Source organism: Alkalidesulfovibrio alkalitolerans DSM 16529 (assembly GCF_000422245.1).
Lineage (GTDB): Bacteria > Desulfobacterota > Desulfovibrionia > Desulfovibrionales > Desulfovibrionaceae > Alkalidesulfovibrio > Alkalidesulfovibrio alkalitolerans.
In genome coordinates, this window is record NZ_ATHI01000031.1 from 43274 (window position 1) to 67758 (window position 24485).

General features: G+C 62.0%; 16 protein-coding genes and 1 tRNA gene. 9 read left to right on the forward strand and 8 right to left on the reverse strand.

Annotation, left to right across the window (positions count from 1 at the left end; all coding sequences use genetic code 11):
* Nucleotides 1-25: 25 nt before the first annotated feature.
* Nucleotides 26-1249 (forward strand): M24 family metallopeptidase, encoded by a 1224-nt coding sequence (locus DSAT_RS12815; RefSeq protein ID WP_020887954.1) that lies wholly within the window; start codon nucleotides 26-28, stop codon nucleotides 1247-1249.
* Here the strand turns inward: DSAT_RS12815 and DSAT_RS12820 are convergent.
* A complete protein-coding gene (locus tag DSAT_RS12820; protein WP_020887955.1) occupies nucleotides 1233-3116 on the reverse strand; it encodes a protein-disulfide reductase DsbD family protein in 1884 nt (627 codons plus the stop codon). The two genes, DSAT_RS12815 and DSAT_RS12820, sit on opposite strands and share 17 nt — an antisense overlap.
* Nucleotides 3117-3463: 347 nt before the next feature.
* Here DSAT_RS12820 and DSAT_RS12825 point away from each other — a divergent pair.
* From DSAT_RS12825 to DSAT_RS12835, 3 genes are all read left to right on the forward strand, one after another.
* Nucleotides 3464-3539, forward strand: a tRNA-Lys gene (locus DSAT_RS12825).
* Between the two features lie 378 nt (nucleotides 3540-3917).
* Nucleotides 3918-5744: a glutamine--fructose-6-phosphate transaminase (isomerizing) gene (gene glmS / locus DSAT_RS12830; protein WP_020887956.1), complete on the forward strand. Its 1827-nt coding sequence runs from the start codon at nucleotides 3918-3920 to the stop codon at nucleotides 5742-5744.
* Nucleotides 5745-5976: 232 nt separating this feature from the next.
* Nucleotides 5977-6663 carry a PEP-CTERM sorting domain-containing protein gene (locus tag DSAT_RS12835; RefSeq protein ID WP_020887957.1) on the forward strand — a complete coding sequence of 229 codons (687 nt, stop codon included), beginning with the start codon at nucleotides 5977-5979 and terminating at the stop codon, nucleotides 6661-6663.
* A gap of 144 nt (nucleotides 6664-6807) precedes the next feature.
* Here the strand turns inward: DSAT_RS12835 and DSAT_RS14980 are convergent, their stop codons facing one another.
* On the reverse strand, nucleotides 6808-9450 hold the full coding sequence (locus DSAT_RS14980; RefSeq protein WP_020887958.1) for an HDOD domain-containing protein: 2643 nt from the start codon (nucleotides 9448-9450) through the stop codon (nucleotides 6808-6810).
* A gap of 366 nt (nucleotides 9451-9816) precedes the next feature.
* Nucleotides 9817-10575 carry a PEP-CTERM sorting domain-containing protein gene (locus DSAT_RS12845; RefSeq protein WP_020887959.1) on the reverse strand — a complete coding sequence of 253 codons (759 nt, stop codon included), beginning with the start codon at nucleotides 10573-10575 and terminating at the stop codon, nucleotides 9817-9819.
* Nucleotides 10576-10736: 161 nt separating this feature from the next.
* On the opposite strand from DSAT_RS12845, the gene DSAT_RS12850 reads away from it, so the two are divergent.
* The 3 genes from DSAT_RS12850 (at nucleotide 10737) to DSAT_RS12860 (ending at nucleotide 14201) form a co-directional block, all read left to right on the forward strand.
* Complete coding sequence (locus DSAT_RS12850; RefSeq protein ID WP_235695973.1) at nucleotides 10737-11042, forward strand: hypothetical protein; 306 nt, start codon at nucleotides 10737-10739, stop codon at nucleotides 11040-11042.
* Nucleotides 11043-11253: 211 nt separating this feature from the next.
* The gene (locus tag DSAT_RS12855; RefSeq protein WP_020887961.1) at nucleotides 11254-12123 is read left to right on the forward strand and encodes an N-acyl amino acid synthase FeeM domain-containing protein; all 870 of its coding nucleotides are present in this window, start codon (nucleotides 11254-11256) and stop codon (nucleotides 12121-12123) included.
* A gap of 50 nt (nucleotides 12124-12173) precedes the next feature.
* On the forward strand, nucleotides 12174-14201 hold the full coding sequence (locus DSAT_RS12860; RefSeq protein WP_235695963.1) for a ThiF family adenylyltransferase: 2028 nt from the start codon (nucleotides 12174-12176) through the stop codon (nucleotides 14199-14201).
* 376 nt (nucleotides 14202-14577) lie between these two features.
* Here the strand turns inward: DSAT_RS12860 and DSAT_RS12865 are convergent, their stop codons facing one another.
* From DSAT_RS12865 to DSAT_RS12885, 5 genes are all read right to left on the reverse strand, one after another.
* Complete coding sequence (locus tag DSAT_RS12865; protein WP_020887963.1) at nucleotides 14578-15420, reverse strand: PEP-CTERM sorting domain-containing protein; 843 nt, start codon at nucleotides 15418-15420, stop codon at nucleotides 14578-14580.
* 319 nt (nucleotides 15421-15739) lie between these two features.
* Nucleotides 15740-16789, reverse strand: coding sequence for an HlyD family secretion protein (locus DSAT_RS12870; RefSeq protein ID WP_020887964.1), 1050 nt, complete (start codon nucleotides 16787-16789; stop codon nucleotides 15740-15742).
* Complete coding sequence (locus tag DSAT_RS12875; protein WP_020887965.1) at nucleotides 16786-17538, reverse strand: ABC transporter ATP-binding protein; 753 nt, start codon at nucleotides 17536-17538, stop codon at nucleotides 16786-16788. The genes DSAT_RS12870 and DSAT_RS12875 overlap by 4 nt, the downstream gene beginning before the upstream one ends.
* A 2-nt stretch (nucleotides 17539-17540) precedes the next feature.
* On the reverse strand, nucleotides 17541-18671 hold the full coding sequence (locus DSAT_RS12880; RefSeq protein WP_020887966.1) for an ABC transporter permease: 1131 nt from the start codon (nucleotides 18669-18671) through the stop codon (nucleotides 17541-17543).
* Between the two features lie 18 nt (nucleotides 18672-18689).
* On the reverse strand, nucleotides 18690-19721 hold the full coding sequence (locus DSAT_RS12885) for an SDR family oxidoreductase (RefSeq protein WP_020887967.1): 1032 nt from the start codon (nucleotides 19719-19721) through the stop codon (nucleotides 18690-18692).
* Between the two features lie 686 nt (nucleotides 19722-20407).
* Here DSAT_RS12885 and prsT point away from each other — a divergent pair.
* Together prsT and DSAT_RS12895 are read left to right on the forward strand one after the other, a co-directional pair.
* A complete protein-coding gene (gene prsT, locus DSAT_RS12890; RefSeq protein WP_020887968.1) occupies nucleotides 20408-23065 on the forward strand; it encodes an XrtA/PEP-CTERM system TPR-repeat protein PrsT in 2658 nt (885 codons plus the stop codon).
* A gap of 26 nt (nucleotides 23066-23091) precedes the next feature.
* Nucleotides 23092-24465 (forward strand): TIGR03013 family XrtA/PEP-CTERM system glycosyltransferase, encoded by a 1374-nt coding sequence (locus DSAT_RS12895; protein ID WP_020887969.1) that lies wholly within the window; start codon nucleotides 23092-23094, stop codon nucleotides 24463-24465.
* Nucleotides 24466-24485: the final 20 nt, after the last annotated feature.

Here is a 24485-nt window from a genome sequence, read left to right on the forward strand (position 1 = left end):
TCCTTCTCGCCCGGAGCACTACACCATGTTCGAAACGTTGGAAAGAATGCCGCTTGAGGAAGTCCTGGGCCGCCACGAGCGCTGCCGCGCCCTGCTGGCCGTCCATGCCCCTCGCGCTGGCGGACTCATGGCCTTCACCAAGACCAACATCTACTGGCTCTCGGGCACACTCGTGCCCGGCGTGTTCTGGTTGCCTCTCGCAGGCGAGCCCATACTCTTCCTGCGGCGCGGGGCCGAGCGCGCGGCGCTGGAGTCGCCCTTGGCGAACATCGTCCAGTTCCGTTCCTACCGCGACATCCCCGGGCTTGCGGCCGAAATCGGCAGCCCGCTCTCGAAGATAGTTGCGGCCGAAAAGGGCGGACTGCCCTGGAACCTGGCCGAGTCGTTGCAGAAGAACCTGACGCAGACGGATTTTCTGCCCGGCGACGGCGTGCTGGCCCGCGCGCGTGGCGTGAAGAGCCATCGCGAGCTTGCCATCATGCGTTTAGCCGGGGCACGCCACGACCAGGCGCTTCGGGTCCGCGTGCCCGAGTTGGTGCGGCCCGGCATGAACGAGCGCGAGATCTCGCACCTCGTCTGGCAGGCCTTTTTCGAGCTCGGCCACATGGGCCACATGCGCATGAACTCCTTCGGCGAGGAGATTTTCCTTGGCCACGTGGCGGCCGGGGATTCGGGCAACTACCCGAGCGTCTTCGACGGTCCGCTGGGGCTTCGCGGCGAGCACCCGGCCCTGCCCTTCATGGGCTATCGCGGCAAGATATGGCAAAGGGGCGAGCCGCTGGCGCTGGATTGCGGCTTCTCGCTGGAAGGCTACGCCACGGACAAGACCCAGGTACTGTGGGCCGGGGAGGCCGCCACGATTCCCGAGAAGGCGAAGCGCGGCCACGACTTCTGCATGCGGATACAGGCTTGGCTGGCCGAGAACCTGAAGCCCGGCGCGATCCCGTCCGAACTGTACCGCCACTGCATGGCTAGCGCCGAAAGCGAGGGGCTTTTGGAAGGGTTCATGGCCCTTGCGCCCAATACCGTGAAGTTCGTGGGCCATGGCATCGGCCTGGCCATCGACGGCTGGCCGGTCATCGCCGAGGGCTTCGAGGAGCCCCTGGAAGAGAATCAGGTGGTGGCCATCGAGCCCAAGTTCGGCATTCCCGGACTCGGCATGGTGGGCGTGGAGAATACCTTCGTGGTCACGCCAAGCGGCGGCGAGTGCATCACCGGCTGCGACTACGACATCATCTGCGTTCCGTAAGCTCGCGCTCCATCACCCGCTCCAGGGTGGGGGTGGTGAAGAGGTCGCGCAGGACCACGGGCGAGAACGCCTTCTCCCCCACGGGAAAGACCGCCACCACGGGGATGCTGCGGCTGCCCATGGCCGCGAGCAGGGCCTGGGCCTCGGGATGCTCGCGCGTCAGGTCCACCTTCACGAAGCGCAGACCGTAGCGCCTGTGCCAGCGTGCCAGATTGCCCTCCGTGAGCACCGTCATCTCCAGGAACTTGCAGTTGGGGCACCAGTCGGCCGTGAAATCGGCCAGGATCGGCTCCTTGCCGAGCATCTCCTCGAAGGCGGGGGCGTCGAATGCCTCCCAGCGGACGTTGGGCATGGGCGGGTTCGCGGCCCAGGGAAAGAGCGCCACGATGATGGCCAAGGCCGCGCCGCGCGTGGCGAGCCTGTGCCACAAGGGGCGCGAGAGCGAGGTCCAGCCGCCCCACATCCAGGCCGCGAAGGCCGTGGCCAGGAGCAGGATCAGGGTCCGGTTCATGGCCCAGTCGGGCAGGATGGTCAGCAGATAGACGGCCGTGCCCGCCAGGAAGAATCCGGCCACGCGCTCCACGAACAGGGTCCAGCGGCCCGGCAGGTTGAAGATGAAGAAGATGCCGGGCTTGATGCACATCACCAGATAGGGCGAGGCCATGCCCAGGCCGATGCAGACGAAGACCGTGGCGATGACCAGCGGCGGCTGGGCCAGGGTCCAGGCCAGCACGCCACCCAGGAACGGCCCTGAGCACGGAGTGGCCAGGAGCGTGGCCAGGCAGCCCGCGAAAAAGGCCGAGGCGCGCGTCTGCGTGCCTTCCACCGGGGCCTTCAGGTCCACCACGGGCAGTGTGAAGACGCCGAACAGGCTCAGGGAGAGGGCGAAGACGAGCACGGCCATGGCCAGCACCGCCGTGGTGCTCTGGAATATCTGGCCCCAGGCCAGGTCCAGCGAGGCCAGCAGGATGGCCAGGAAGAGGAAGAAGCTCAGGATTCCCAGCGCGAAGAAGAAGTTGAAGGTGCGAAAGCAACGCACCGGGTCGTCCTCGCCGCCGGGAATGGCGCAGCCCGAGAGCAGGCCCTTGAGCTTCAGGCTCGCCACGGGCAGCACGCACGGCATGAGGTTCAGGAGGAATCCGGCCAGGACGGCCAGCAGGGCGGCCTTGAACAGTCCCTGCACCTCAAGCCCTGGCTCGTGGTAGCGGGGGGCCATGTTTTCACGGGAGAATGCCGCCTGCATCCCTCCGGAGGGCGCGAGCGAAGCGGGAGCGGGCTCGGTTCGTGTCGCATCGGGGCGCGCCACGGCCATGTCGGGCCACCATGCCTGGGCTGCGGCCTGGGGCAGGGACGAGACGTCGTCTGTAAGGGTGATCCGCCTGCTCACTTCCGCGGGCAGGCAGCTTACGTCCGAGCAGAGCAGAAGTCTGGCCCGTAGCGATACATCTCCGGTGAGGCCCTCGGGCATGAGGACGAAGAGCCGCGTCGCGCCTTCGTACATGCGCACCATCTCGCCCGAGCCGAAGGGGTCGAGTTTTTCCCGGCCAGGGGGATAGAGCACTGTAAGCACGGTCTGGCCGGTTTCGGCCGCAAGGCGCGTGGGTTGACCCATGGCGCCGGGATCGTTGGCGTAGAAATACCAGCCGCTTTCAGGCGTTATGAGCACTTCGAGGATCTGGGCCGTGCCGGAAGGCAGGCCGGGCGCATGGGCGGACATGTCGGGGGGCGCGGCCAAGGCCCGCGCGGCCATCTCCACGGGATAGGCGGGCTCGGATACGTCTTCGGCTTGCGCCGTCGTGGGTGCAAGAGTTGCGAGGCAGGCCAGGATGGAGAGCGAGACAAGGCGGAAAAGGACGAAAAACGGCATGGCTGCGACCTCGTATCGAAAAAGCGCCGCGACGGCGCGGATTCTCGCTTCCTAGCACAGCCCGGTGCGCTGGTAAATCGGCGGAGAAATCGATTCGGCAGGGTTTGGCCCCTGGGGGCCTGAAATCGCCTGCGACGGCAGGAGTCGGTCGTGGTTCGCGCCCGACTGGCCGGGGCGGCGGAGCGGCGACCGGGGAGGGCTTTCAAGCCCGTTATTGGCGGGCCGGGCTGCTGATCCGGCGCACCAGGCGATTGCATCCGTTCTGCTTCGGACAATATTTTCAATGGCGCGGCAAAAAAACTGTTGACGGCTGGCGAACGGCTCTATACAAGGCACTTCCACGTCACGGGCTACTAGCTCAATTGGTAGAGCAGCTGACTCTTAATCAGTTGGTTCGGTGTTCGAGTCACCGGTAGCCCACCAGGAAATTCAACGGGTTGTCGCCTGCAAGTCAGCGGCAACCCGTTTTTCTTTGCCCTGCTTCCTGGGCTTTCGCTTATTTCATGCAACGCGTTCGTGGTCCGCATGGCCGTTTTTTCGCTCCCGTTTTCATGCCCGATCCGTTTCCCATGACGCCGGGCGCTGTGCCGCATCCACGGACGGCCGCCAGATATGTTGCGAAGTCCTGTCCGGTTTGCCTGGATTATTGTGGTCGCCAAATAGCGTGCGACTCTCATTTGCCTGAAATCAAAGATTATTTTTGATTGGCAAAGTTCTTGATAAGTATGTCGCGGATATCAGCCGGAGCAGAACGCTTCAGTATTTTTGTGTTTCCGGCAACAAGATGCGAGGGGGTATCTCATGTGCGGCATTATCGGCTATTGCGGCCATCGTCCGGCCGTTCCCGTGTGCATGGAAGGCCTGAAGCGCCTCGAATACCGTGGCTACGACTCGGCTGGCGTGGCCTTTGTGCGTCAGGGCGAGATCGCCGTGATCAAGGCGCCGGGCAAGCTCTCGGCCCTGGAAGAGGCGCTTGAGCACGCGGGCAACGTGATGAACGCCACCACGGCCCTGGCCCACACCCGCTGGGCCACGCACGGCGCGCCCACGACCGGCAACGCCCACCCGCACCTGGACGCCGGGCGCTCCATCGCCATGGTCCACAACGGGATCATCGAGAACTTCGCCGAGCTCAAGCAGGAGCTTCTGGCCGAGGGGCTGACGTTCGAGTCGGACACCGACACCGAGGTTCTGACCAAGCTCGTGGGCTGGTGCCGCGCCCGGACAGGCTCCATGCGCGAGGCCCTGTCCATGGCCCTTTCGCGCGCCGAAGGAGCCTACGCCGTGGTGCTGCTCTGCAAGGACCGGCCCGGCAGGCTCTGGGCCGCGCGCAAGCAAAGCCCGCTCGTGCTCGGGCTTGGCGTGGGCGAGAACTTCCTGGCCTCGGACGTGCCCGCGTTTTTGCCCTACACGCGCGAGGTGGTCTTCATCGACGACGGCGAGATGGTGATCATCGACGCCGACCGCCACGAGATCCTGGACGCCGCGACCCTCGCGCCCAGGGAGAAGACGCCCCAGACCATCACCTGGGACGTGCAGGCCGCGCAAAAGGGCGGCTACAAGCACTTCATGCTCAAGGAAATCTTCGAGCAGCCAAAGGTCATCCGCGACTGCCTGGCGGGCCGCATCGACCATGCCTCCGGCGCGGTGCGCCTGCCCGAGATCGAGGCCCTGCCCGTGCCCGGCAGGCTGGTCATCGTGGCCTGCGGCACCTCGTCCTATGCGGGGCTTTGGGGCAAGCAGATCATCGAGAAGCTGGCCCGCGTGCCCGTGGACGTGTGCATCGCCTCGGAGTTCCGCTACGCCGATCCGATCCTTGCGCCCGGCGACCAGGTGCTGGTCGTCTCGCAATCGGGCGAGACGGCCGACACCCTGGCCGGGCTGCGGCTGGCCAGGGAGCGCGGCGTGCCCGTGATCGGCCTGTGCAACGTGGTGGGCTCGTCCGTGGACCGCGAGGCGGACTTCGTGCTGCACACCCAGGCGGGCCCGGAGATCAGCGTGGCCTCGACCAAAGCCATGTGTTCGCAGATGGTCATGCTGCTCCTGCTGGCCCTGCGCTACGCCGACGCCAAGGGCCTGCTCTCCAGGGAGGACCGCGCGGCCTGCATCGAGGGCGTCCAGGCCATGCCAAAGCTCCTGGACGACCACCTGCCCTTCATGCGCGACACGGCGCAGCGGCTGGCGCGGACCTATTCCGAGGCCACGAGCTTTCTGTACCTTGGCCGCGGCCCGGCCTGGCCGCTGGCCCTGGAAGGCGCGCTCAAACTGAAGGAAATCAGCTATATCCACGCCGAGGGCTATCCGGCAGGCGAGATGAAGCACGGTCCCATCGCGCTCATCGACCCCAAGTTCCCGACCTTCGCCATCGCCCTGGCCGACGAATTGTTCGGCAAGGTCAAAAGCAACCTCATCGAGGTGCAGGCGCGCGGCGGCCGGATCATCGCCCTGACCAACCCCGGCCTGGACCTGGAGGTGGACCACCCGTGGGTGCTGCCGCAGGTCTTCTGGCCGCTCGCGGGCTTCACGGCGCTGCCCGCGCTGCAGCTCTTCGCCTACGAGATCGCCGACTACCTGGGCAAGGACGTGGACCAGCCCAGAAACCTCGCCAAGAGCGTGACCGTGGAGTAGGGGCGGCGTTTTACCGCGTTCTTTTTATGTCGAGACGATCCTGGATTCATTTGTTTCAGGCAGAACGAATGAAAGGCGCGGGTCAATCCTCCCAGATGCAATCTTTTCCGAAACATTGTCGGCAAACTTGACAATGTGATGACTTCTTTTTTGCATAATATGCCGAAATTATTTTTTTATTCCTTGGACACGTTTTTTGCAACACCATGTCGGAAGACGGAGGTCCGGGGATATGCGCAATAAAAGAATGTTCATTTCATTGTTGCTGGCGGCTGTTTTGGCCTTGGCGATTCAGGGTGCGGCTTTTGCGGCATCCATTCTCTACATCGAGTACAATGACGTCTATACCGAGGATAGCGTGGCGCCAGGCGGGGCCACGCCTTGGCTCACGGCGCTCTTTGCCGATCAGCCCGCGGGTGGGGTGCTTCTGACCTTGGCCGCACCCAATCTGCTTTCCGGCGAATTCGTGGCCAACTGGTATTTCAACTTCAATCCCGAGAAGGATCTGGAGGCTTTGGTCTTCACGCATGTGGACGGCGTCATGCCGATCACGTCCAAGGATTTCACCAGTGAAGACGCCTTGATAGCGGGCATGGGGCTGCGCATGGACGTCAATGTCCCCTATCCCAATCCGCCCTCCAAACGCTTCGCGGACGACATGCTCTCGAAAATCCTCATCACCGGTCTGAGCGACCTGACTGCCGATGATTTTAACTTCAGAATCGAGAAGCATGATGCCTTGTTCATATCAGTGGCTCATATTCGCGGCACCGGAGAAGGAAACGAATTCAGCGCCTGGGTCAAGGGGTATGACCCACCCCCGCCTCCGGCGGTTCCCGAACCCGCGACCTTGTTCCTGGCTCTCTCCGGCCTGGGGGCGGCCGCGCTGGCCCGCAAGCGGGGCGCTCGTCGGAACTAAGTGCAGCAAAGGCGTCGGCCAACCAGGCCGAGAACGCGAGCAAAGGGCGTCCGGGTTTGTCGGACGCCCTTTGCTCGTGGGGCACGAGATTTATCCGGGAGAGACGGGGCGACGTATCCGGGATGGCCGTGCGTCAGGTCCCGGTCATCCAGCTTTTCCTGCCCGCAGCAGGCTATCGATGCGCTCGGCAAGACTCGCGGCGTGAATGGGTTTTCGGGCGCACGCCCGCACCCCGAGGGCCATGGCCTCGGGAATGCGGGAGGCGCTTTGCGCATCGACGAGGGCCACGACCGCCATTTGCGGGAATGTTTTCAAGGCGGTCGCCAAAAGTGGAACCTCCGCGATGCTCAGGTCGATGTTCATGACGGCTAGGCGGTATTCGAACTGGGAGAGAAAATCCAACGCCTCGGCTGCGTCGGCAACGGCGTCCACTTGGTGACCGGCCTGCTCCAGGGCTAGGGCGAGGGAATCGCGCATCGCTGGGTCGGATTCGGCGACAAGAACGTCGCAGACCATGGCCATGGGGGGGCGGTGTTGCATAAAAGCCGACACGTCTGAATTCGAGGCCCGATGCATCTGGTCCCTGGTCGGCAGAGCCAACGTGAATTCGGTCCATTCTCCCTCCCGGCTGCTTACGTCCAGGCTGCCATGATGGTTGCTGGCGATGCCGTGGCAGACGGAAAGTCCAAGGCCGAGGGGCGATCTGCCGCCGGTGGTGAAGAAAGGATCGAAGACTCTCGGCAGCATCTCTCTGGGGATGCCACTGCCCGTGTCGCGCAGGCCGAGAACGATGCGGGAGCCGTTCAGGCCGAGGCGCGTCGTAATGGTTATGTGCCCGTCCCCGCGGTCCTCCACTGCGTTCAGGGCGTTTAGCAACAGGTTGACGATCAGGCGTTTCATTTGGGCCTGATCCACCATGACGTCCGGCAGATCCTCCGCGAGATGCAAGACTATGGACACGCCCGTCCTGGCGTGGCCGCCCACCAGCGGAAGGCATTCCTCGACGAGGCTGTTCAGGGATGTCCGTTCGAACACGGGCTGCGGCGGTCTGGCGAAATCCATGAGATTTTGCATCGTATCCGTAATTCTTTCGACCTGCGTGAGCATCTGGCGCAGACTGCGCTTCTTCTGCGGATCGCTTTCCTGCCGTTCCAGAAGCTGGGTTCGGGCCGAGATGATGGACAAGGGATTATTGATCTCCTGGGCCGTTCCCGCAGCCGCATGGCCGATGGCCGAGAGCCGTTCCGCGCGCAGTTCCCTGTCCCGAGCCTTTTCGAGGCGGCTGAGCGCGGAGGAAAGCTCTTCGGATTTCGTCGTCAGCGTCTCCAGGACCTTCAGCCTGCCGAGATGCGCGCAAGCCAAGTCCGCTATCTGGCGTAGACACCACAACACCTGTTCGTGTTCGAAAAAAGGCTGTTCATCGATACCGATGGCGAAAATGCATCTCGATTGTTCATCGACGTTGAACAGGGCGGCGTAACCCTGCTTCGAGAAACGTTCCCGCCTGCCTTCCTGGCTGCGATGCGCCGCTGCCGCATGCTCCGCCAGCGTGTTCTCAATCAGGTCGCCGAGAAGAGGGGCCGTGTCGGGCGGAATTTCCGGGCGGCCTTCGGCGATGCGCAAGCCGCAGTTTGTTTGGCCGTTCCAGGCCACGCCCTCGAAGGCGCTTCCCGCATTTTCGGAAAACGCCAAGCAACCTTGATACTCGGGGAGCATTTCGGAAATGCAGGAATGGATCAGGTTGAAGATTTCCGCTTGAGCCACAGCCAAGGCGAGACGAGGGCCAAAACGTCCGACGATGGAAAGGAAACGCTGGGGCAGGTTCGGTTCGCCGCGCCTGACGGTCCGCTCGTTGGCGTGCCGGGAAATGGATTGGTGCGCCCGCGCAAGCGACGTCCGGTAAAAGGAGACAATGTTCGGGTCGAGGCCAATCAATTCGGCCAACGCGCAGTATTTCTCCGGAATCCCATGTCTGACTAAGAGCACGATTTCTTCCGCAATGCCCAGTTTGTTCGCCAATCGCTTTGTACGGTCGTGGTCTTCGGGGCGTAGAGCTTCCGACATGACGTTTCGCGCGAGGATGTCCCCCAAGGCGACCAATCCGAGGACCGCCGACCGCGCGAGCGAGTCGCGGACGGCGGCCGGTTTGTGGTGGTGAAGCCAGGCCGCGTTGATGATCGAGGACGGTGCTTTCCAGTGTTCGAGCATCCATTTGCCGACCACGGCATGGTCGAGACCGAAATTGATCACTTCAAGAGCTCTGGTATCTTTTCGCTGGATGTCCGGCGATTGCGTGATCAAGGTGTAGCGCTCGGGATGGAGGCGAAAGAGCAGCGCCTTGCCGCAGTCATGCACAAGGCCACACGCGAACGCCTGGCCCGCCAGCGTCGGGTCGATTTGCTCGGCGAGCGACCTGGCGGCCACGGCGCAGGCTAGGGAGTGGCTTCTGAGGCCGACGATCACTGGATCGTCTGGAGTGAAGTTTCCGAGCAAAACACGGTGGACATGATGTTCGAGGGTGAAGCCGACGAGGTCGGCCTCGCCGAACCGGGCCATGGCCTTCTCGATGATTTCGTCTTCCAACATCCCGCCCCGCGCGTTCTTCTCCCAGGCGATGAAACGTTGTGTGAGGAAGCCATCCTGGGCGATGATTCGCGAGATGGAGTTGTGAGAGACTTTCGAGGACGCCTGGGCAAGCAGGACAGGCGGCGGAGGCAGACGTTTGATCGCCTGCACCAGGGATCGTACGCGCTGACGGGCGTCGCTGGCCGGTTCGGGGAGGGTCATGTGCCTCTCTGTCGTTGTTCACAAATGCCGGTGGATTCAAAATCATACAAAGATTGCAAAAAATGTTCTGGCTGGTCGCTGGCGGCGCGTTAAATCGGCAATGGGATCGTTTGTCGTGAAAGCTCCGTCCCCCGCGATATTGAGCGATATTTGCGCCCCGGCCGCGGAATCGGGCTGAACGGCGGGCGTAAATTCTGGGTGGGGCGCCGACAACGCTCGAAAAATGGAAAGTTCTCCGACATTTTTATACGAAGAACTTTACACATTTCCGTTTTCATGGCGTCCAGCATCCGGCTCGTCCAAACGGCAAGGCCCGCTGTCCCGAAAAAGGACAACGGGCCTCGTTGTTTTTTGGTTCGAGCGGTTTCAGCTCATTTTGCGCAGCCGTCTGGCGAACATGGCCCCTGCGCCGCCCAAAAGCAGAAGCATGGTGCCGGGTTCGGGCGTGGGCACCGGTCCTGTCCCGTAGAGGACGTCGTTGGCGCAGGTGAGCGCGAAGCCGTAGATGAACTCACCGCCGTTGCCGCCGAAGAATATCGGCGAATTGGAGAGATCCCAGAGGGCAGTGTAGGTGGTGGAAGTGTTGGGTTTGGAGTTGCGCCAGCCGGAGAACTCGGCGTAACCGAGAAGCTCGGAATCACCGAGATCGGCCTTGACCGGATGGTCGTAGCGAGGAAGGAAGCCGCTCGGCGCAACGGAGAAGTAGTAGGAGCCCGGATCGGCGAAGTCGAGGCTTACCCCGTACACGGCCCAGTCTCCCGGCTGCCGCGCGGTGGCGTAGTCAGTGAGCCGCTCTTGGCTCGTGATGACGTAGTCCCAGGTCCCGTCGGCGTTGACGTCGAAAAACCAGTCAGCCGGAGCGAAGGCGTCCCAGCCGCTCTGGGTGGGGTACTTGTAGTCTATCTGGATGCCGGTCAGGTAATGGCCGTCGAAGGTAAACACCCCGCCGAGAATGTCGGGGGTTCCCCACACGTCCTTGCTGTTTTGCTCGGCGCCGTATTTGGCGTTCTGACTCGGGAAGCCGGGCCAATGGATCGTGCCGTCTCCAAACACGAAGTCCGCACGGGCATTCGGGGCGAAAAGCATGCAGGACAGAAGCGCAAAGAGGAAAACGGCTTTTTTCATGACACGGCTCCTTGATGTTCTGCATGGCGTGATAGCAAGGGATATGCCATATCGGGCGTCGCGAATTCCGCAGTCCATGAAAGATGGACCGGCGATTGCAGCGAGAGTTCGATCGCATTCTCGAAATGATCGGCGCTACCTCGGAGGCTCGCTTGGTATACGTGCTTGCGCTTATCGCCGCGATTCTCGTCAGCCAAGCCATTCAGGCGGCGGACGACCTCTTGAGCAAGCTCGGAGCGATATCCCTGGCCCACGGCGTGCTGGTCGGATACGTGGAGATTTACGTCTGTAAACATCTGATGGAATGGATCGGGTTATCCCTCGACTGGTTGGTGGTTCTGCTCGTGGCTTTGAGCGCACTGGCCGTTTCCCTCATCAAGATTCACAGGACGGGAACACGTTGGATATTGGCTTTTAATTTCGGCGTGTTGGCTGGTGTCGTCGCGGGCGGATTCCTACTTGTCTGACTCTTTTTTTCATGAGGCATGTCCGCGTTGGCCGGACTGAAGACAAATTACAGTCGATTCGCCAATTTCTGGCACATTTCTCGCTGTGCAATGAAAAGCCGGACTTTCCCCATCAGGGCAAACCGGCTGCCTCGCCGTGCGTATTCCAGGATGGGCGACCTGGGCTCGCGCGCATTCTCGTGCATTTCGCCTCTACGACAAGGGGAAGGACATGGAGCGTTCAATTGAGCGCAGGCGGACCATTCGGATCCGCCGCTCGGCCCTCACTGCGGCCAAGTTGGGAGACCTGGACAGACCAAGCATCAAGATCGCCGAGACACTCGACGAGCTTTCTCAAGCCTTTAAGCTCATCTACGCGGAATACAACAGCCAGGGGTACATCAGTGCTCAGCATCCCAAGCAGATGCTGTACAGTGTTTATAACTTTCTGCCAAAAACGTGTGTCTTTATTTTTCAATCCTTCAAAGACGTTATTTCAACGATCTCATACACTCCTGATACGAAACTGTTCGGAGTGCCGATGGACTCGCTATACAAGAGTGAGCTCGATGGGCTGCGGGTGCAGGGGAGGAAGATCGTAGAGATAGGGTCTCTTGCGACAGAAAGAAGCGTTCGTGGGAAGAACGTTGTCATGTATTTGTACAAAGCTGTCATAAATTATGCGTTTCTGACAAGGGTCAATGATCTTTGCCTCATGGTCAATCCGAAGCATGTCAGGTTTTACTCGGACATCATGCTGTGCGAGCAGCTTGGTGAAGAGAAATTCTACGAGGCCGTGAACGCCCCCGCAGTCGCCATGCGCGTGAACTTCGACACCTATCAGGAAAAACTGCGAGAAGTTTACGGTGACAGTGATTTCGAGACTGATCTGGCCTCGTTCTTTCTGAAAATGAACTACAGTTCGGTCGATCCCGACATCGAGGCCATCGACGTTGAACGCAACCAACTTCTCGATTATGACGCGGCCCGCGATCTGCTGATGCACAAGCCGACGATACTCGAAGGGCTCACCCAGAAGCAGTATGAGTACATTGAGCGGATGTACCATAAGGCCATTTACGTCCCATCCATGGTCGCCTGAGTCCGAACCCTTTCTTGTCGGGGGAATCGATGCTGTCCCAGGATTCCAAGATGCCTCTCCACGAAAAATGGTCAAGGGGCCGTGTTGATTACCAGGATATCGCCTTTGCGAGAAATCACGGCCTGTTTTCCATAGACGAGCAGGATGCCCTGGCCGAGGCCGTGGTGGCGATACCTGGGCTTGGCGGAGTCGGGGGACAGCATCTCATATCACTCGTGCGGTGCGGGTTCAGAAGGTTTCGTCTGGCGGAACCAGACAGGTTCGAGTTGGTCAACGTCAACCGACAGGCCGGTGCATCGATCGATACGCTCGGGCGCAAGAAACTCGATGTCATGTGCGAAATGGCCAGGGCCATCAATCCCTTTATCGAAACCGAGCTGTTTGCGGACGGCGTGACCGAGGGCAACCTCGACGCGTTTCTCGGCGGCGCGACCATGGTGGTGGATGGGCTTGACTTCTTCGTGTTCGACATGCGGCGGCGCATGTTCATGCGCGCGAAGGAAATGGGCGTGCCCGTGATAACGGCAGGGCCGCTTGGCTTCAGCACGGCTATGCTGGTGTTCTCGCCCAGAGGGATGTCCTTTGACGAATATTTCGACATCCATGACGGTTTGAGCCAGGAGGAATGCTTCCTGCGATTCGCCATGGGACTTGCTCCACGCGCCGTCCATTTCAGGTATGTGGACCGGACGCGGATCAGTTTGCAGCGCCGCAAGGGGCCGTCGTCGTTCATAGCTTGCCAGGCATGCGCCGCTATGGCCTCCATGGAGGCCGTGCGCATCGTTCTCGGGCGGCCGGGACTTCGTTCCGCGCCATCCTACCTGCAGTTTGATCCCTACTTCGGAAAACTGTGCGTCGGGCGCCTGGCCTGGGGCAATCGCAACCCCGTGCAACGGGCCAAGCTCACCGTGGCCAGGACCTTTCTTCTGGCGCGCCAAGGACGGATCGGTCATCAGGAGCCCGCGCAGCGTCCCAGGCTGCCCGCACCCCAGGGAGAGCAAGGCGGCGGCGTAGTCTCAGGCGAGGTGTTCAGGTATCTCGTTGCCGCCGCAGTGGCCGCCCCTTCCGGCGACAATGTCCAGCCCTGGCGTTTTTCCAGGAACGGAGACACGCTGCGCGTGCATATGGTCGCCGAAGCGGACACATCATTCTTCAATATCCGTCAGATAGCCACGCAGATATCCTGCGGCGCGGCGGTCGAAAATATTGTCGTCGCGGCGAGCGAACTCGGCTTGTCGGCCGATGTGCGCCTGCCGGGAGCGATTGGAGGCGACGGCCTCATCGCCGAGGTCGGGCTGGACCGGGGCGCGTCCGAGGCCGATCCCCTCTGCGAGGTCATCTGGGAGCGTTGCACGAACCGGCGGCTCTTCAAGCGAAAAGAGATCTCCACGGGCCTTGTCGGCCGCTTCGCCGCCGAGGCAGAACGCCTGGGCTGCCGCTTGCACACGGTGCGCGGCCGCGAGGATCTCAAGGCGCTCGGGCGGCTCGTTTTTCAGGCGGATCGTATTCGTACCGAGCACCAGGGCCTGCACGAGCATTTCGCTCACATGGTTCGCTTCACTCCTCAAGAGGCCGAGCAAACGCGCGACGGGTTGCCCCTGAAAAATCTCTATGGCGGATTCGCGGGCGAGCAGTTCCTCAAGCTGACCCGGCCGTGGTCCGCCATGCGCGTGGCCAATGCCATCGGCGCGGGCCGCATGGTGGCCATGCACTCGGCGCGGGGCATCGTGAACAGCGGGGCCGTGTGTCTGCTGACCGCGCCGGGCTTCGGTTGGGCCGACTTCGTGAACGGCGGGCGCGCCTTGGAGCGCTGCTGGCTCAAGCTGACGGCCCTGGGACTGGCCATGCAGCCCATGACCGCCATAACCCTGTTTCGTCTGCGCTGGGACATGGAGGGCGAGCAGGCGTTCTCACCCCGCCACGGCAAAATGCTCAAAGCCCTGTGGCCCGAATTCGACGCGCTTTTTCCCGCGGTCGATTTCTCGCGCGAAGGGCAGGTCATGCTCTTCCGCATCGGCTACGCCAGGCCCATCCGGTACGGAACCTATCGCAAGCCCGTCGAGCAATTCCTGATGTGATGGACTGCTGAAGGGGAATCAGCCGCTGTGTTGCTTTGAGAAGTCCAAGGCCGACGCGTACGTTCGATACGTGTCGGCCTTGGACTTTTTGTGCGCCTTGTTTCCAGCGCCCTGTTTCCGTCGCGAGAATGGGACGGGAACTTTGGCTACATGTGCAGATACGGCAGGGCCTTTCAGCCATGGACTCGGGGGATGCTTTCCAATGGGAGACCGGGGCAGGAAAGCCTGTTTATCGAGGCTGGCTCGGTTAGGAGACGAGACTGGAAATGTCGCCGGACAAAAATGTGGAAGCGCAGCGGCCGAAACTGATGTGGCGGGGAAGGAGAGATCGCTCTCTCCTTCCCCGCCACTGGGGAGGGGGTCGTGTGTTGCAGGCTTAGGCCTTGTTGCGGCGGCGGCGGGAAGCAGCCAGGCCGAGGAGGCCGGAGCCGAGGATCAGCAGGGTGCCGGGCTCGGGAGTGGCCACGACCGCGGGGTCGGAGCTGTAGAATTCCCAGAAGGCGCCGGTCGGGTTGTTGGGATCGCTCGTGAAGACCTTGGCCTGGCCGTAGAAGTTCACGTCGAGGTCGAAGAGATCTTCGATGGGATCGTTGATCTGGATCAGACCGCTGCTGGCCGAGCCGTCCACCGCGTTCAGGCCGTAGAAGGAGTCGGCGACCAAGGTGTTGGCGCCGAGGCCGGCGGCCGAGGGAAGCGCCAGGCTCCACCAGTAGCCGTCTTCAATCGAGAGGCTCAGCCACAGGCTGCCGTCGGTGGCCGAGGCGACGCTCGCGGCCTCGCTGGTGAACATCAAGGGAGTGTTGGACTCGAACCACTTCAGGACCACGCCCTGGGCGAGATCGGCGTCGCTGATCACGCCGTAGGGATCGCTCACGGTCGGGGTCTCGAAGATGATAATGACTTGATCGTCGTTGACCGGGGTGACCGAAGCCACCTGCGTGAAGAAGTAACCCTGCAGGTACTGGGTGTTCAGGGTCGGGATCCAGTCCGGGGAGACCGGAGTCGAGGCCCAGTCGATGGCATCGATGCGCGCGATGCCGTAGAAGATGTCGCCCGGAAGGATGAGGTCGTTGTCGCCCTCGACGGGAATGCGGTTTTCGAAGTTGGTGAAGGTGATGAAGTTGAACCCGGGGCCGAGCGTGGGTTGCGCGAACGCGCTTCCCGCGCAGAGCAGCAGGGCCAACAGGGCCATTGCCAGGATCGTCTTGATGCGTTGCATGGTAGTCCTCCAGTAAAACGGTGCTTTCGATTGCGAACGCCCAAATGATTGCATGGGGCGTGCCACCATGTATAACAATGATTTTATTTACTTTTTGTTGCTCAAGTGGGGGGTGCAAGGTCTGGATTTTGTAAGATGTCTCGACAGGCGCTTCGTGAAGTTTAACACCTTGGCGGCGGATCGACCGGATGATCGAGAGCAGCGTGAAGCGCTTGGGGCGATACGCACGAAAGCATCGACCCCGCGTGAAAATCATCTCTGCGTGAGGCCGATGCTTTCGTGCGGCCACGCCGCACAGAGTGTTTTGGGGAACAGCCTGTCAGCGGTTGTCCTCGATGTAGACTTCCATGCGCAGGCCGACCGGCAAAGTGGGGTGTTCGTCAAGAGTGACCAGGGTTTCGAGCACCTTGGTGTCCTTGCGTTCCGAGGGGGAGTCGGAATGCACGGTCTTTCGGCCCATCAGGCCTCCGATGCGCGTGATCGTGCCCCAGAACCGCGCGTCGCCGAAGCCTTCGGCCGTGGCGTAGGCCCGTTGGCCCAGGCGCAGCCGCCCCACGTCTCGCTCGTCCACCTCCACGCGCAGACGCAAGGTGCTTATGTCGCCCACGGTCAGAACCGGGCTGTCGAAAAAGACGGACACCATCTCGCCTGCCCTGCGGTGTATCTTCAGCACGTTTCCGCCCTTCGGCGCGTGGATGCGGGTTTTGTCCAGAAGCGCCCGGGCCTCCGCTTCTTCATTTTGTGCGGCTTCGAGCGTGGAGAGGGCGATGACGATGTCTTCCCGGCGTCCTCTGTCGCGTGCCAGGAGCTGCTGCCGACGCATCTCATGCTCGGCCGCGGCGGTCTCGTAATCCCGCGCGGCGCGGTCGGCCGTCTCCTGGTCCACCAGCCCTTGAGCCAGAAGCGAGGCACGGCGTTCGGCTTCGATGCGCGCGATGCGCATCACCGTTTCGGCCTGCTCCAGGGCGGCCAGGGCTTCGCGTTTTTCCTCGGGGCGCGAGCCGGACATGGTCCGCTGTACTTCGGCCTTGGCAGCGGCCACACGGGCCGTGGCCGCGTCGAGCCGGGCCAGGTGCTCGGCGTTGACCAACTCGGCCAGCACGGCTCCCTTCGACACGCTGTCTCCTTCCTCGACATGCACGGCCGCAAGGATCCCGGGGGTGTCGAAGCCGAGCCTAAGCTCTTCCGAAATGGGCTCGACCCTGCCCGGAGCCACGATCCAGGCGTGCGTGTCCTTCGGGATCGCCGCGATGAACGAAGGCTGCTGGGCTTTTGATTCCTCCTGGGAAGAGAACAGCCCGGCGAAATGCGCGCCGAGCGCGATCAGGGCGGCGAGGAGCGCGAAAAAGACGATGCGGCCTGGTTTCATGGGGCGGTCTCCTGGGCGGGAGTGGGACATGTGCTTCCCGCCGGGTCGCTCCCGGCGGGCAGTATCCGGCCGTCCTCGATGCGGACGACCCTGTCGGCGTATTCGATGATGCGCGGATCGTGGGTCACGATGACCAGGGTCCGTTGCAGGTCGTGGGCCAGTCCACGCAGAAGGTTCAGCACGGAGCGGCCGGTTTCGGAGTCCAGCGCGGCGGTGGGCTCGTCCGCAAGGATTATGCCGGGCTCTCCCGCCAGGGCCCTGGCGATGGCCAGACGCTGCTTCTGACCGCCGGAAAGCTTGGCCGGATACTCATTGAGCCTGTCGCCAAGGCCCACGGCCGAAAGGCCCGCCGTGGCCGCCTTGCGCGCCGCAACGCCCTTGATTCCCTTCAGGTCCAGGGAGACGAGCACGTTCTGCAGCACGGTCAGCGTCGGGAAGAGATGGTATTCCTGAAAAATGAAGCCGATGTGGCGCAGTCGCACCAACGACAGAGCGTCCTGACCTGCCTTGGTGACGTCCTGGCCCGCTATGCGCACGACTCCGCTGTCCGGACGCAGGATGCAGCCCATGATCGAGAGCAGCGTGGTCTTGCCGGAGCCCGACGGCCCCATGAGCAGCAATATCTCCCCCCGGCCCACCGACAGGCTCACGTCGTCGAGGGCTATGGTCGCGCTCGTGCCGCTGCCGAAGCGTTTGCCGACGCCCATGATCTCGATGGGGGCCAGGGAGTCGTTGGCTGCAACGTGCATGGTTACCGGCCCTTGAAGACCACAAGCGGGTCGATGCGCGTGACTTTGTTGATGGAGATGAACGAAGCGCCCAGGCACATGGCCAGGGTGACCGCGAACATGGCCGCCGCGAACTCGAAGGGGATGAGCACCAGCGCGTCGCCGTGGCGGCTGGCGCGTGCGGCGGCCAGGCTCAGGGCCATTCCGGCCGAGTAGCCGACCACGGCGCTCAACGCGGCCTGCAGGGTGATGATGCGGTAGATGTAGCTGTTTGGCGCGCCCATGGCCTTGAGCGTGGCGAATTCGGGGAGGTGATCCATGGTCGTGGCGTAAAGCGTCTGGGCCACCACGACCATGCCCACCACGAGGCCGAGCCCGGCCGCCAGGAGCAGGGCCACCCCGGCGCCGGTGCTGAACATCCAGTAATGCTGGGTCAGTGCGCTGAACTCGGCGGTGGTGAAGACGTCCACGTCGCCCACGGCGACCGCGAGACGTCCTTTCAGATCCTCCAGGTCGGCCCCTTCCCTGGCCTTGACCAGGATGTAGATGGTCTGGTCCTCGGCCACCGTGGAGTACTGCAGCGCGTTCTTGAAGGAAGCGAAGACGAAGGGGGAGGTCGTGAAGGAACGGATGCCGCGCGTCATGCCCGCTATGCGGGCGCGGCGATCGTTGATCTCGGCTGTTTCTCCCACTCCTTCGAGGCCGAGCCGGTCGAGGTAGAGTTCATCGACGAAAACGGTGTCCTCGATGTCCAGCGCCCCGAGCGACCCCTGGATGACGTTCCAGGGGCCGCCCAGGCCCGAACGCGTCTCGAAACCGACGATCTGGATCGACTCCTGGCCCCCGCGCGGCTTTTTCCAGTTGGCGAACTGGACGATGAACTTGGCCGCCTTCTCCACGTCTGGCACCGAGAGCGTCCGATAGACCTTGCGCTCGTCCATGGGCAAGGCGATGTCGAAGTTCTTGAGGCCCTTGGAGGCGATCCAGATGTCCGCGCCCGAGTTGTCGATCACGCCGGATATGGTCCGTGTGAAGCCTATGAAGATGCCGATCTGCACACTGATGAGGACCACGGCGAAGATGACACCGGTCAGGGTCACGGCGAGCCGGATCTTGTCGTGCACCAAATTGCGCAGAGCCAGGGTGAAAGCCATCGACCTCACGGCGTTTCCTTAGGCCAGGGCATGCACATACCACTCCGCTGCCTCTTCGAGCCCCTGGCGGATGGAATGGGTCGGCGCGTAACCGATGAGGTTCCTGGCGCGAGAGATGTCGGCCAGCGAGTGCCTGACGTCGCCTGGCCGCTCCGGCCCGTACTCGGGCGTGATCGTGCCGACGGCAGGCCTTACGCGGGCCACGATGTCGCGGATCATGCCGAAGAGTTCATTCAGGGTGGTGCGCTCCGCGAAGGCGACGTTGTAAACCTGTCCTTGCGCATGGCTGTTACGGCTGCAAGCGGCGAGAATGTTCGCCTGCACTGCGTTGTCCACATAGCAGAAGTCGCGGCTCGTCAGGCCGTCGCCGTTTATGCGCGGGGTCTTGCCGTGCAGGAGCGCGGCGAACCAGCAGGGGATGACCGCCGCGTATGCACCTTCGGGGTCCTGTCTCGGGCCGAAGATGTTGAAGTAGCGAAGTCCGGTGGCCTGAAAGCCGTAGCACTTGGCGAAGACCTCGGCATAGAGCTCGTTGACGTATTTTGTCACTGCATAGGGCGAGAGTGGGCGGCCTATCTCGTCCTCGACCTTGGGAAGTCCGGGATGGTCGCCGTAGGTTGAACTGGAGGCAGCGTAGACGAAGCTCTTGACTCCGGCGTCGCGTGAGGCGACGAGCATGTTCAGGAAGCCGTCTACGTTGTTCTCGTTGGTCAGTACGGGGTCCTCGATGGACCGGGGCACGCTGCCCAGGGCGGCTTGGTGGAGGACGAAATCCACCCCTTCGACCGCCGTGGAGCAATCCCTGGCGGACCGGATGTCCCCGGTGTGCATCACGAATCTTCCCCATTGCGCGGGGCTGACCTTGTCGTGCACCTCGTCGAGATTCCTTTTATGGCCGGTTGAATAGTTGTCGATGCCGACCACCTCCTGGTCGAGCTTGAGCAGTGCCTCCACGAGGTTCGAGCCGATGAATCCCGCCGCCCCGGTGACAAGCCAGCGTGCGGCTTTGCCTGAAATCCTTTCCTGAATCGCAGTGCGAAGAATGTCCATGGGTAGTGCTCCAAAGAGGATTTTCTTCGCAGGTGGCGGCCCCATCCTTACAAGATTTGTGCAAACGTTCCGATCTCCGGGATGCGCCGTCGAGTGCGGAAAGCTCGGGCGGTTCGGGTCGTTTCGTGCGTGGAGACGCGCATCGGCATCGATTCCTTCGTTCATTTCGCCTGCGGCGCTTCTCTGAAATCTTTATCTGGCGAAACTCGTCATCGAGCATGCTTTCGACTCAGAAGTGATAGGCCGCCGAACCCCCAGTTGGCGGGGTTTCCTTGCTTAGCGCACTGCAACCATCTGTTTTTGTTGTTTATAATTCGTTGGGCAGGAGAGCTTTGGGTACGACAATTCCGGAATAGTCCGGAAAAACCGGAGGCCATTTGCCTCTCGCTTGGCCTTGGTCGGTTCATGTCGAAAGGGCCAATGAGCCGCTGCCACGGGCTTTCAAGGCTTTCCGAATGAGTGGCACGCAATTCGCTCTTCAGGGGCAGAACGCATCGGGGAAGGGCGTTGATTATGCGGAAGGGGGATGGCGCAACTTGCAGGTGGCGCGCGCGTCCCGTTCGCGCGAACCACCTGCTCCTTCCTCCCTTTGCAGGCTCTTGGAAAATCGGATCGATATGAAAACGGTTCCGCGAGACGCGGTTTCGATGAGTAATCGAAGCGCTGTGGGACAATGGGGGAAAAGCGTGCGCACGCACTTCGCACTCGGTACCGTCCTGTTGCTGGTCATCGCCATGCTGACCGGTTGCGAGGGTCACACGAAGGAGTCTCTCAATGCCGAGGGACAGGCTCTGTTCCAGGAAGGGAATTACAACGGAGCCATAATCCACTATCGCAACGCCCTGGAGAAGGACCCCAATTTCGTCGAGGCGCGCTACAATCTGGGCTTGGCATACATCGAGACCGCCAAGTTCGAGCATGCCGAGCGAGAATTCCAGAAAGTGCTGCTGCAAAATCCCTATGACAAACGCGTCAGGCTTCATCTGGGGCGCATCGCCAACCATCAGAACAAGCCGGAAGTCGCGGTGCCGCTGCTCGAAAAGTATCTCGAGGATCATCCGGCCGACGCGACCGCGCTTGAACAGCTTGCCTACTCGGCGACCATCTCGGGCGATCTGGCCAGGGCCAAGACGTATCTGGAAAAGGCCCTTGCCGCCGAGCCGGATCGCATCTCGGCCAAGCTCGCCCTGGTTCATACCTTCATGTCGCAAGGTGACCGGGCGAAAGCGCGCGAGGTGGTGGAGGCCCTGCTGAAGGATCATCCCAACCATCGCGGCGGACTGCACGCCCTGGCTCAGCTCGAAACCCAGGATCGCGATACCGAGGGCATGCTCGACGCTTATACCCGCATCACGTCCATCTATCCCGGCGATCTCTTCGCAAAATATCGTCAGGGCAGCCTGCTGGCGGACAAGGGCGACCTTGAGACCGTGCGCGCCTCCGCCGCCTCCATGGTCAAGGAGTATCCCAACAGGGCCGAGGGACACAGGCTGATGGGGCTCGTGAATTTCAGGGAAGGCAAATACGAGGACGCGATCCTCTCGCTGCAGAAGTCCATCCGCATCCAGCCGGATCTGGAGGCCTTCTACATGCTTGGCATGGCCAACTACCAGGTCGGCAACCTCGAAATGGCCGTTACCCATCTACAGACCGTGCTGGACTACAGCCCGGAATTCACCCAGGCGCGGGCGATGCTCGGCGAGATATTCCTGCGCCAGCGCCGGGCGCCAGAGGCGCTCGCCGCGGCGCAGCGTCTGATCGAGTCGGCGCCCGCGGATTATCGCGGCTACGCCCTGAAGGCCGACGGCCTCATGCTCCGTGGAGAACACAAGGCGGCGGTGATCGAGCTTTCCCGGGCTTCGGAGCTAGCTCCCACCCACTACGGATTGCTGCTCAAGCTGGGTCTTTTGAAGATTTCACAGGGAGACGACGCGGGCGAACAGGATCTGCTGCGCGCCGTGAAGCTCTCGCCCCAGGGCGTGGACGCCAGGCTGGCCCTGCACACGCACTATATACGCAATCGGCGTCATGCAGCCGCCATCGCGGTGCTCGAAGACGGCATCTCGGGCGGGAAGAGCGACGCGGTCCTCTACAACGCGCTGGCCAAGGACGCCCTCGGGCGCCGCGACATGGCGTCGTGCGAGGCGTACCTCGCCAAGGCCAGGGAGGCGAATCCGGAGTTTTTGCAGACCTATTACAACGCGGCCGCCTACCATCTTTCCCAGGGACGTCCCGACGAGACCCTGGCGCAATACGACCAGGTGCTGACCATGCGTCCTGAAGACGTTCGCTCCCTCATCGGCTCCTCGTCGGTACTTGAGATGCAAGGCAAAAAAGACGAGGCCAGGGACCGTCTGGCCAGGGCCAGGGCGACCGGCGATCTCGGCTCCGCGTTGATCCTGGCGGCTTTTCTTCAAAAGCATGGGCAAAGCGACGAGGCCTTGGCGATCCTTGACGAGGAAGCACATACGCGTCCCGGCAATCTCGCCGTGGTCGAAGCCAAGGCCAGATTGCACATGGCCAGGAAGGAAATCGATCGGGCCATGGTCTATTTCGGTCAGTTGGAGACGGCCAACCCATGGGGTGGCACCCTCGAACGGACCAGGGCCTGGATGTCCGTCGGCGAACTCGACAAGGCCGAGGAGAGCGCCCGCAGGCTCATCCAACTCGAACCCAAGCGCGCCGCCTCCTACATTCCCCTGGCCGGAATTCTCGAAGCCCGCCATGACCTGAACGGCGTCGAGGACACCCTGGCCAAGGCCGTGGCGGCCGAGCCTGGAAATACTCAGATCGGCATGGCCATGGGCGAGTTCCATCTGCGCAACAGGCGGCTCGACAAGGCTAATCAGGCCTTCGATGCGGTGCTTGCCGTCGAGCCCGACAATGCGAGCGCTTTGACTGGGAAGGGTATGGTCAGCCAACTGCGGGACGACCGGGACAAGGCCGTGGAATATTATCTCCAGGCAATCCAGGCGAAACCCGATCACGCGCCCGCCCTGAACAACCTGGCGATGCTTTACGCCGAAGACGAGGAGACCAGGCTGATCGCCATGAACCTCGCCATGGCGGCATTCACCCAAGCTGGCAACGATCCGTCCGTGATCGACACGCTGGGCTACGTCCTGATCCGCAACAAAAGGCCCCAGGATGCGTTGCGCGTCCTGGAGCGGGCCAAGGCGCTCGCGCCCGGCAATCCCGTGATCAAGTACCACATCGCCCTGGCATATGCCGAGCTCGACAGACGGCAAGAGGCCGTGGAAATGCTGGAAATCGCTCTTGCGGCAAGCGAATTCGAGGGTCGCGTGAAGGCTGAACAGCTCATGCACACCTTGAGGACGCAGTAGCGAAGAGGGTTTGAGGAGGATCGGCGATGAAGGGAATGATACTGCGCACGTTCGCCCAGGACATCCTGATGGCGCTTTTGGCCCTGGCCTTCGCCATCCATGCGTTCGGCCCGAATCTCGGCGAGACGCTCGGACAGGAGGCTTTTTACGACCAGACTGGCAAGTTTCTGCTCATAACGGTCCTGCCGTCCGTGGTTATCGGAGCGGTTTTCGCCTCGACGAGCAGGTGCCGTGCCTCGGGTGGGCTTTTGTGCTTGTTGACAGCCACCGGCGTCTCCCTGCTCATGTTTTTCGCCCTCGGTTCGGCCTTCGGCCTGCACGGAGAGGAGACGAGCCTGGTGATGTTCGGTCTGGCCGCCTTTGTGGGCATCAAATTCATCGAGTTTCTGTTCAACCGCTTCAGGCATGTCATTCCCGGCATGGTCAAGCGGGTGCTCATCGTCGGCAACGGCCCCCTTGCGGAGCAGATGGGCGACCTGATCGCCGCCAGTGGCGGCAGGTACATCTATCTGGGCCGGGTGGACTGCCCCTCGACACATTGCGACCTGAACGATCCCGCCCATGTCGGCGAGTCCGGACAGGGACCTGCCGGACGGCTGCTGCGTGTGGCCAGGAACTTCATGGCCGACAAGCTCGTCGTCTCGCTCGCCGAACGGCGGGGCTATTTCCCCGTCCAGGAGATGCTGAACTGCAAGCTCTCCGGCATCGAGGTCATGGACGCGCCGTCTTTCTATGAAAAGGTCACGGAGAAGCTGCTCATCGAGAACATCACGCCGAGCTGGTTCATCTTCAGCCACGGCTTCAAGGTGACGTGGCTGCTTCGCGCGTTCAAACGAATCAGCGACGTGCTGCTCTCGCTGACCGGCATCATCGTCTTCCTGCCCGTGCTGCCGCTCGTCGTGCTGGCCATCAAGCTCGACTCGCCCGGCCCGATCCTCTTCCGGCAGACCCGTGTGGGCGAAGGCGATCGCCTTTTCACTATCTACAAGTTCAGGACCATGCGCCAAGACGCCGAATCCAAGACCGGGGCCGTCTGGTCGCAGGTCAATGATCCGCGCATCACTAGGATCGGCAATTTTCTGCGTAAATCCAGGTTGGACGAGATACCCCAACTCTTCAACATCCTGCGCGGCGACATGAGTCTTGTGGGGCCGCGACCCGAGCGTCCGGAGTTCGTGGCCACGCTCAAGGAGCACATTCCATACTATTCCGAGCGTCACTACGTGAAGCCCGGACTGACCGGATGGGCGCAGGTCAGCTATTCCTACGGCTCCTCGGTCGAGGACGCCATCGAGAAGCTTCGCTACGATTTGTATTACATCAAGAACATTTCGTTCATGCTCGATCTGCGGATCATTCTCCGGACGGTCGGTGTCGTGCTGTTCGGGAAAGGAAGATAATCTTTCACGTTCAAATGGGG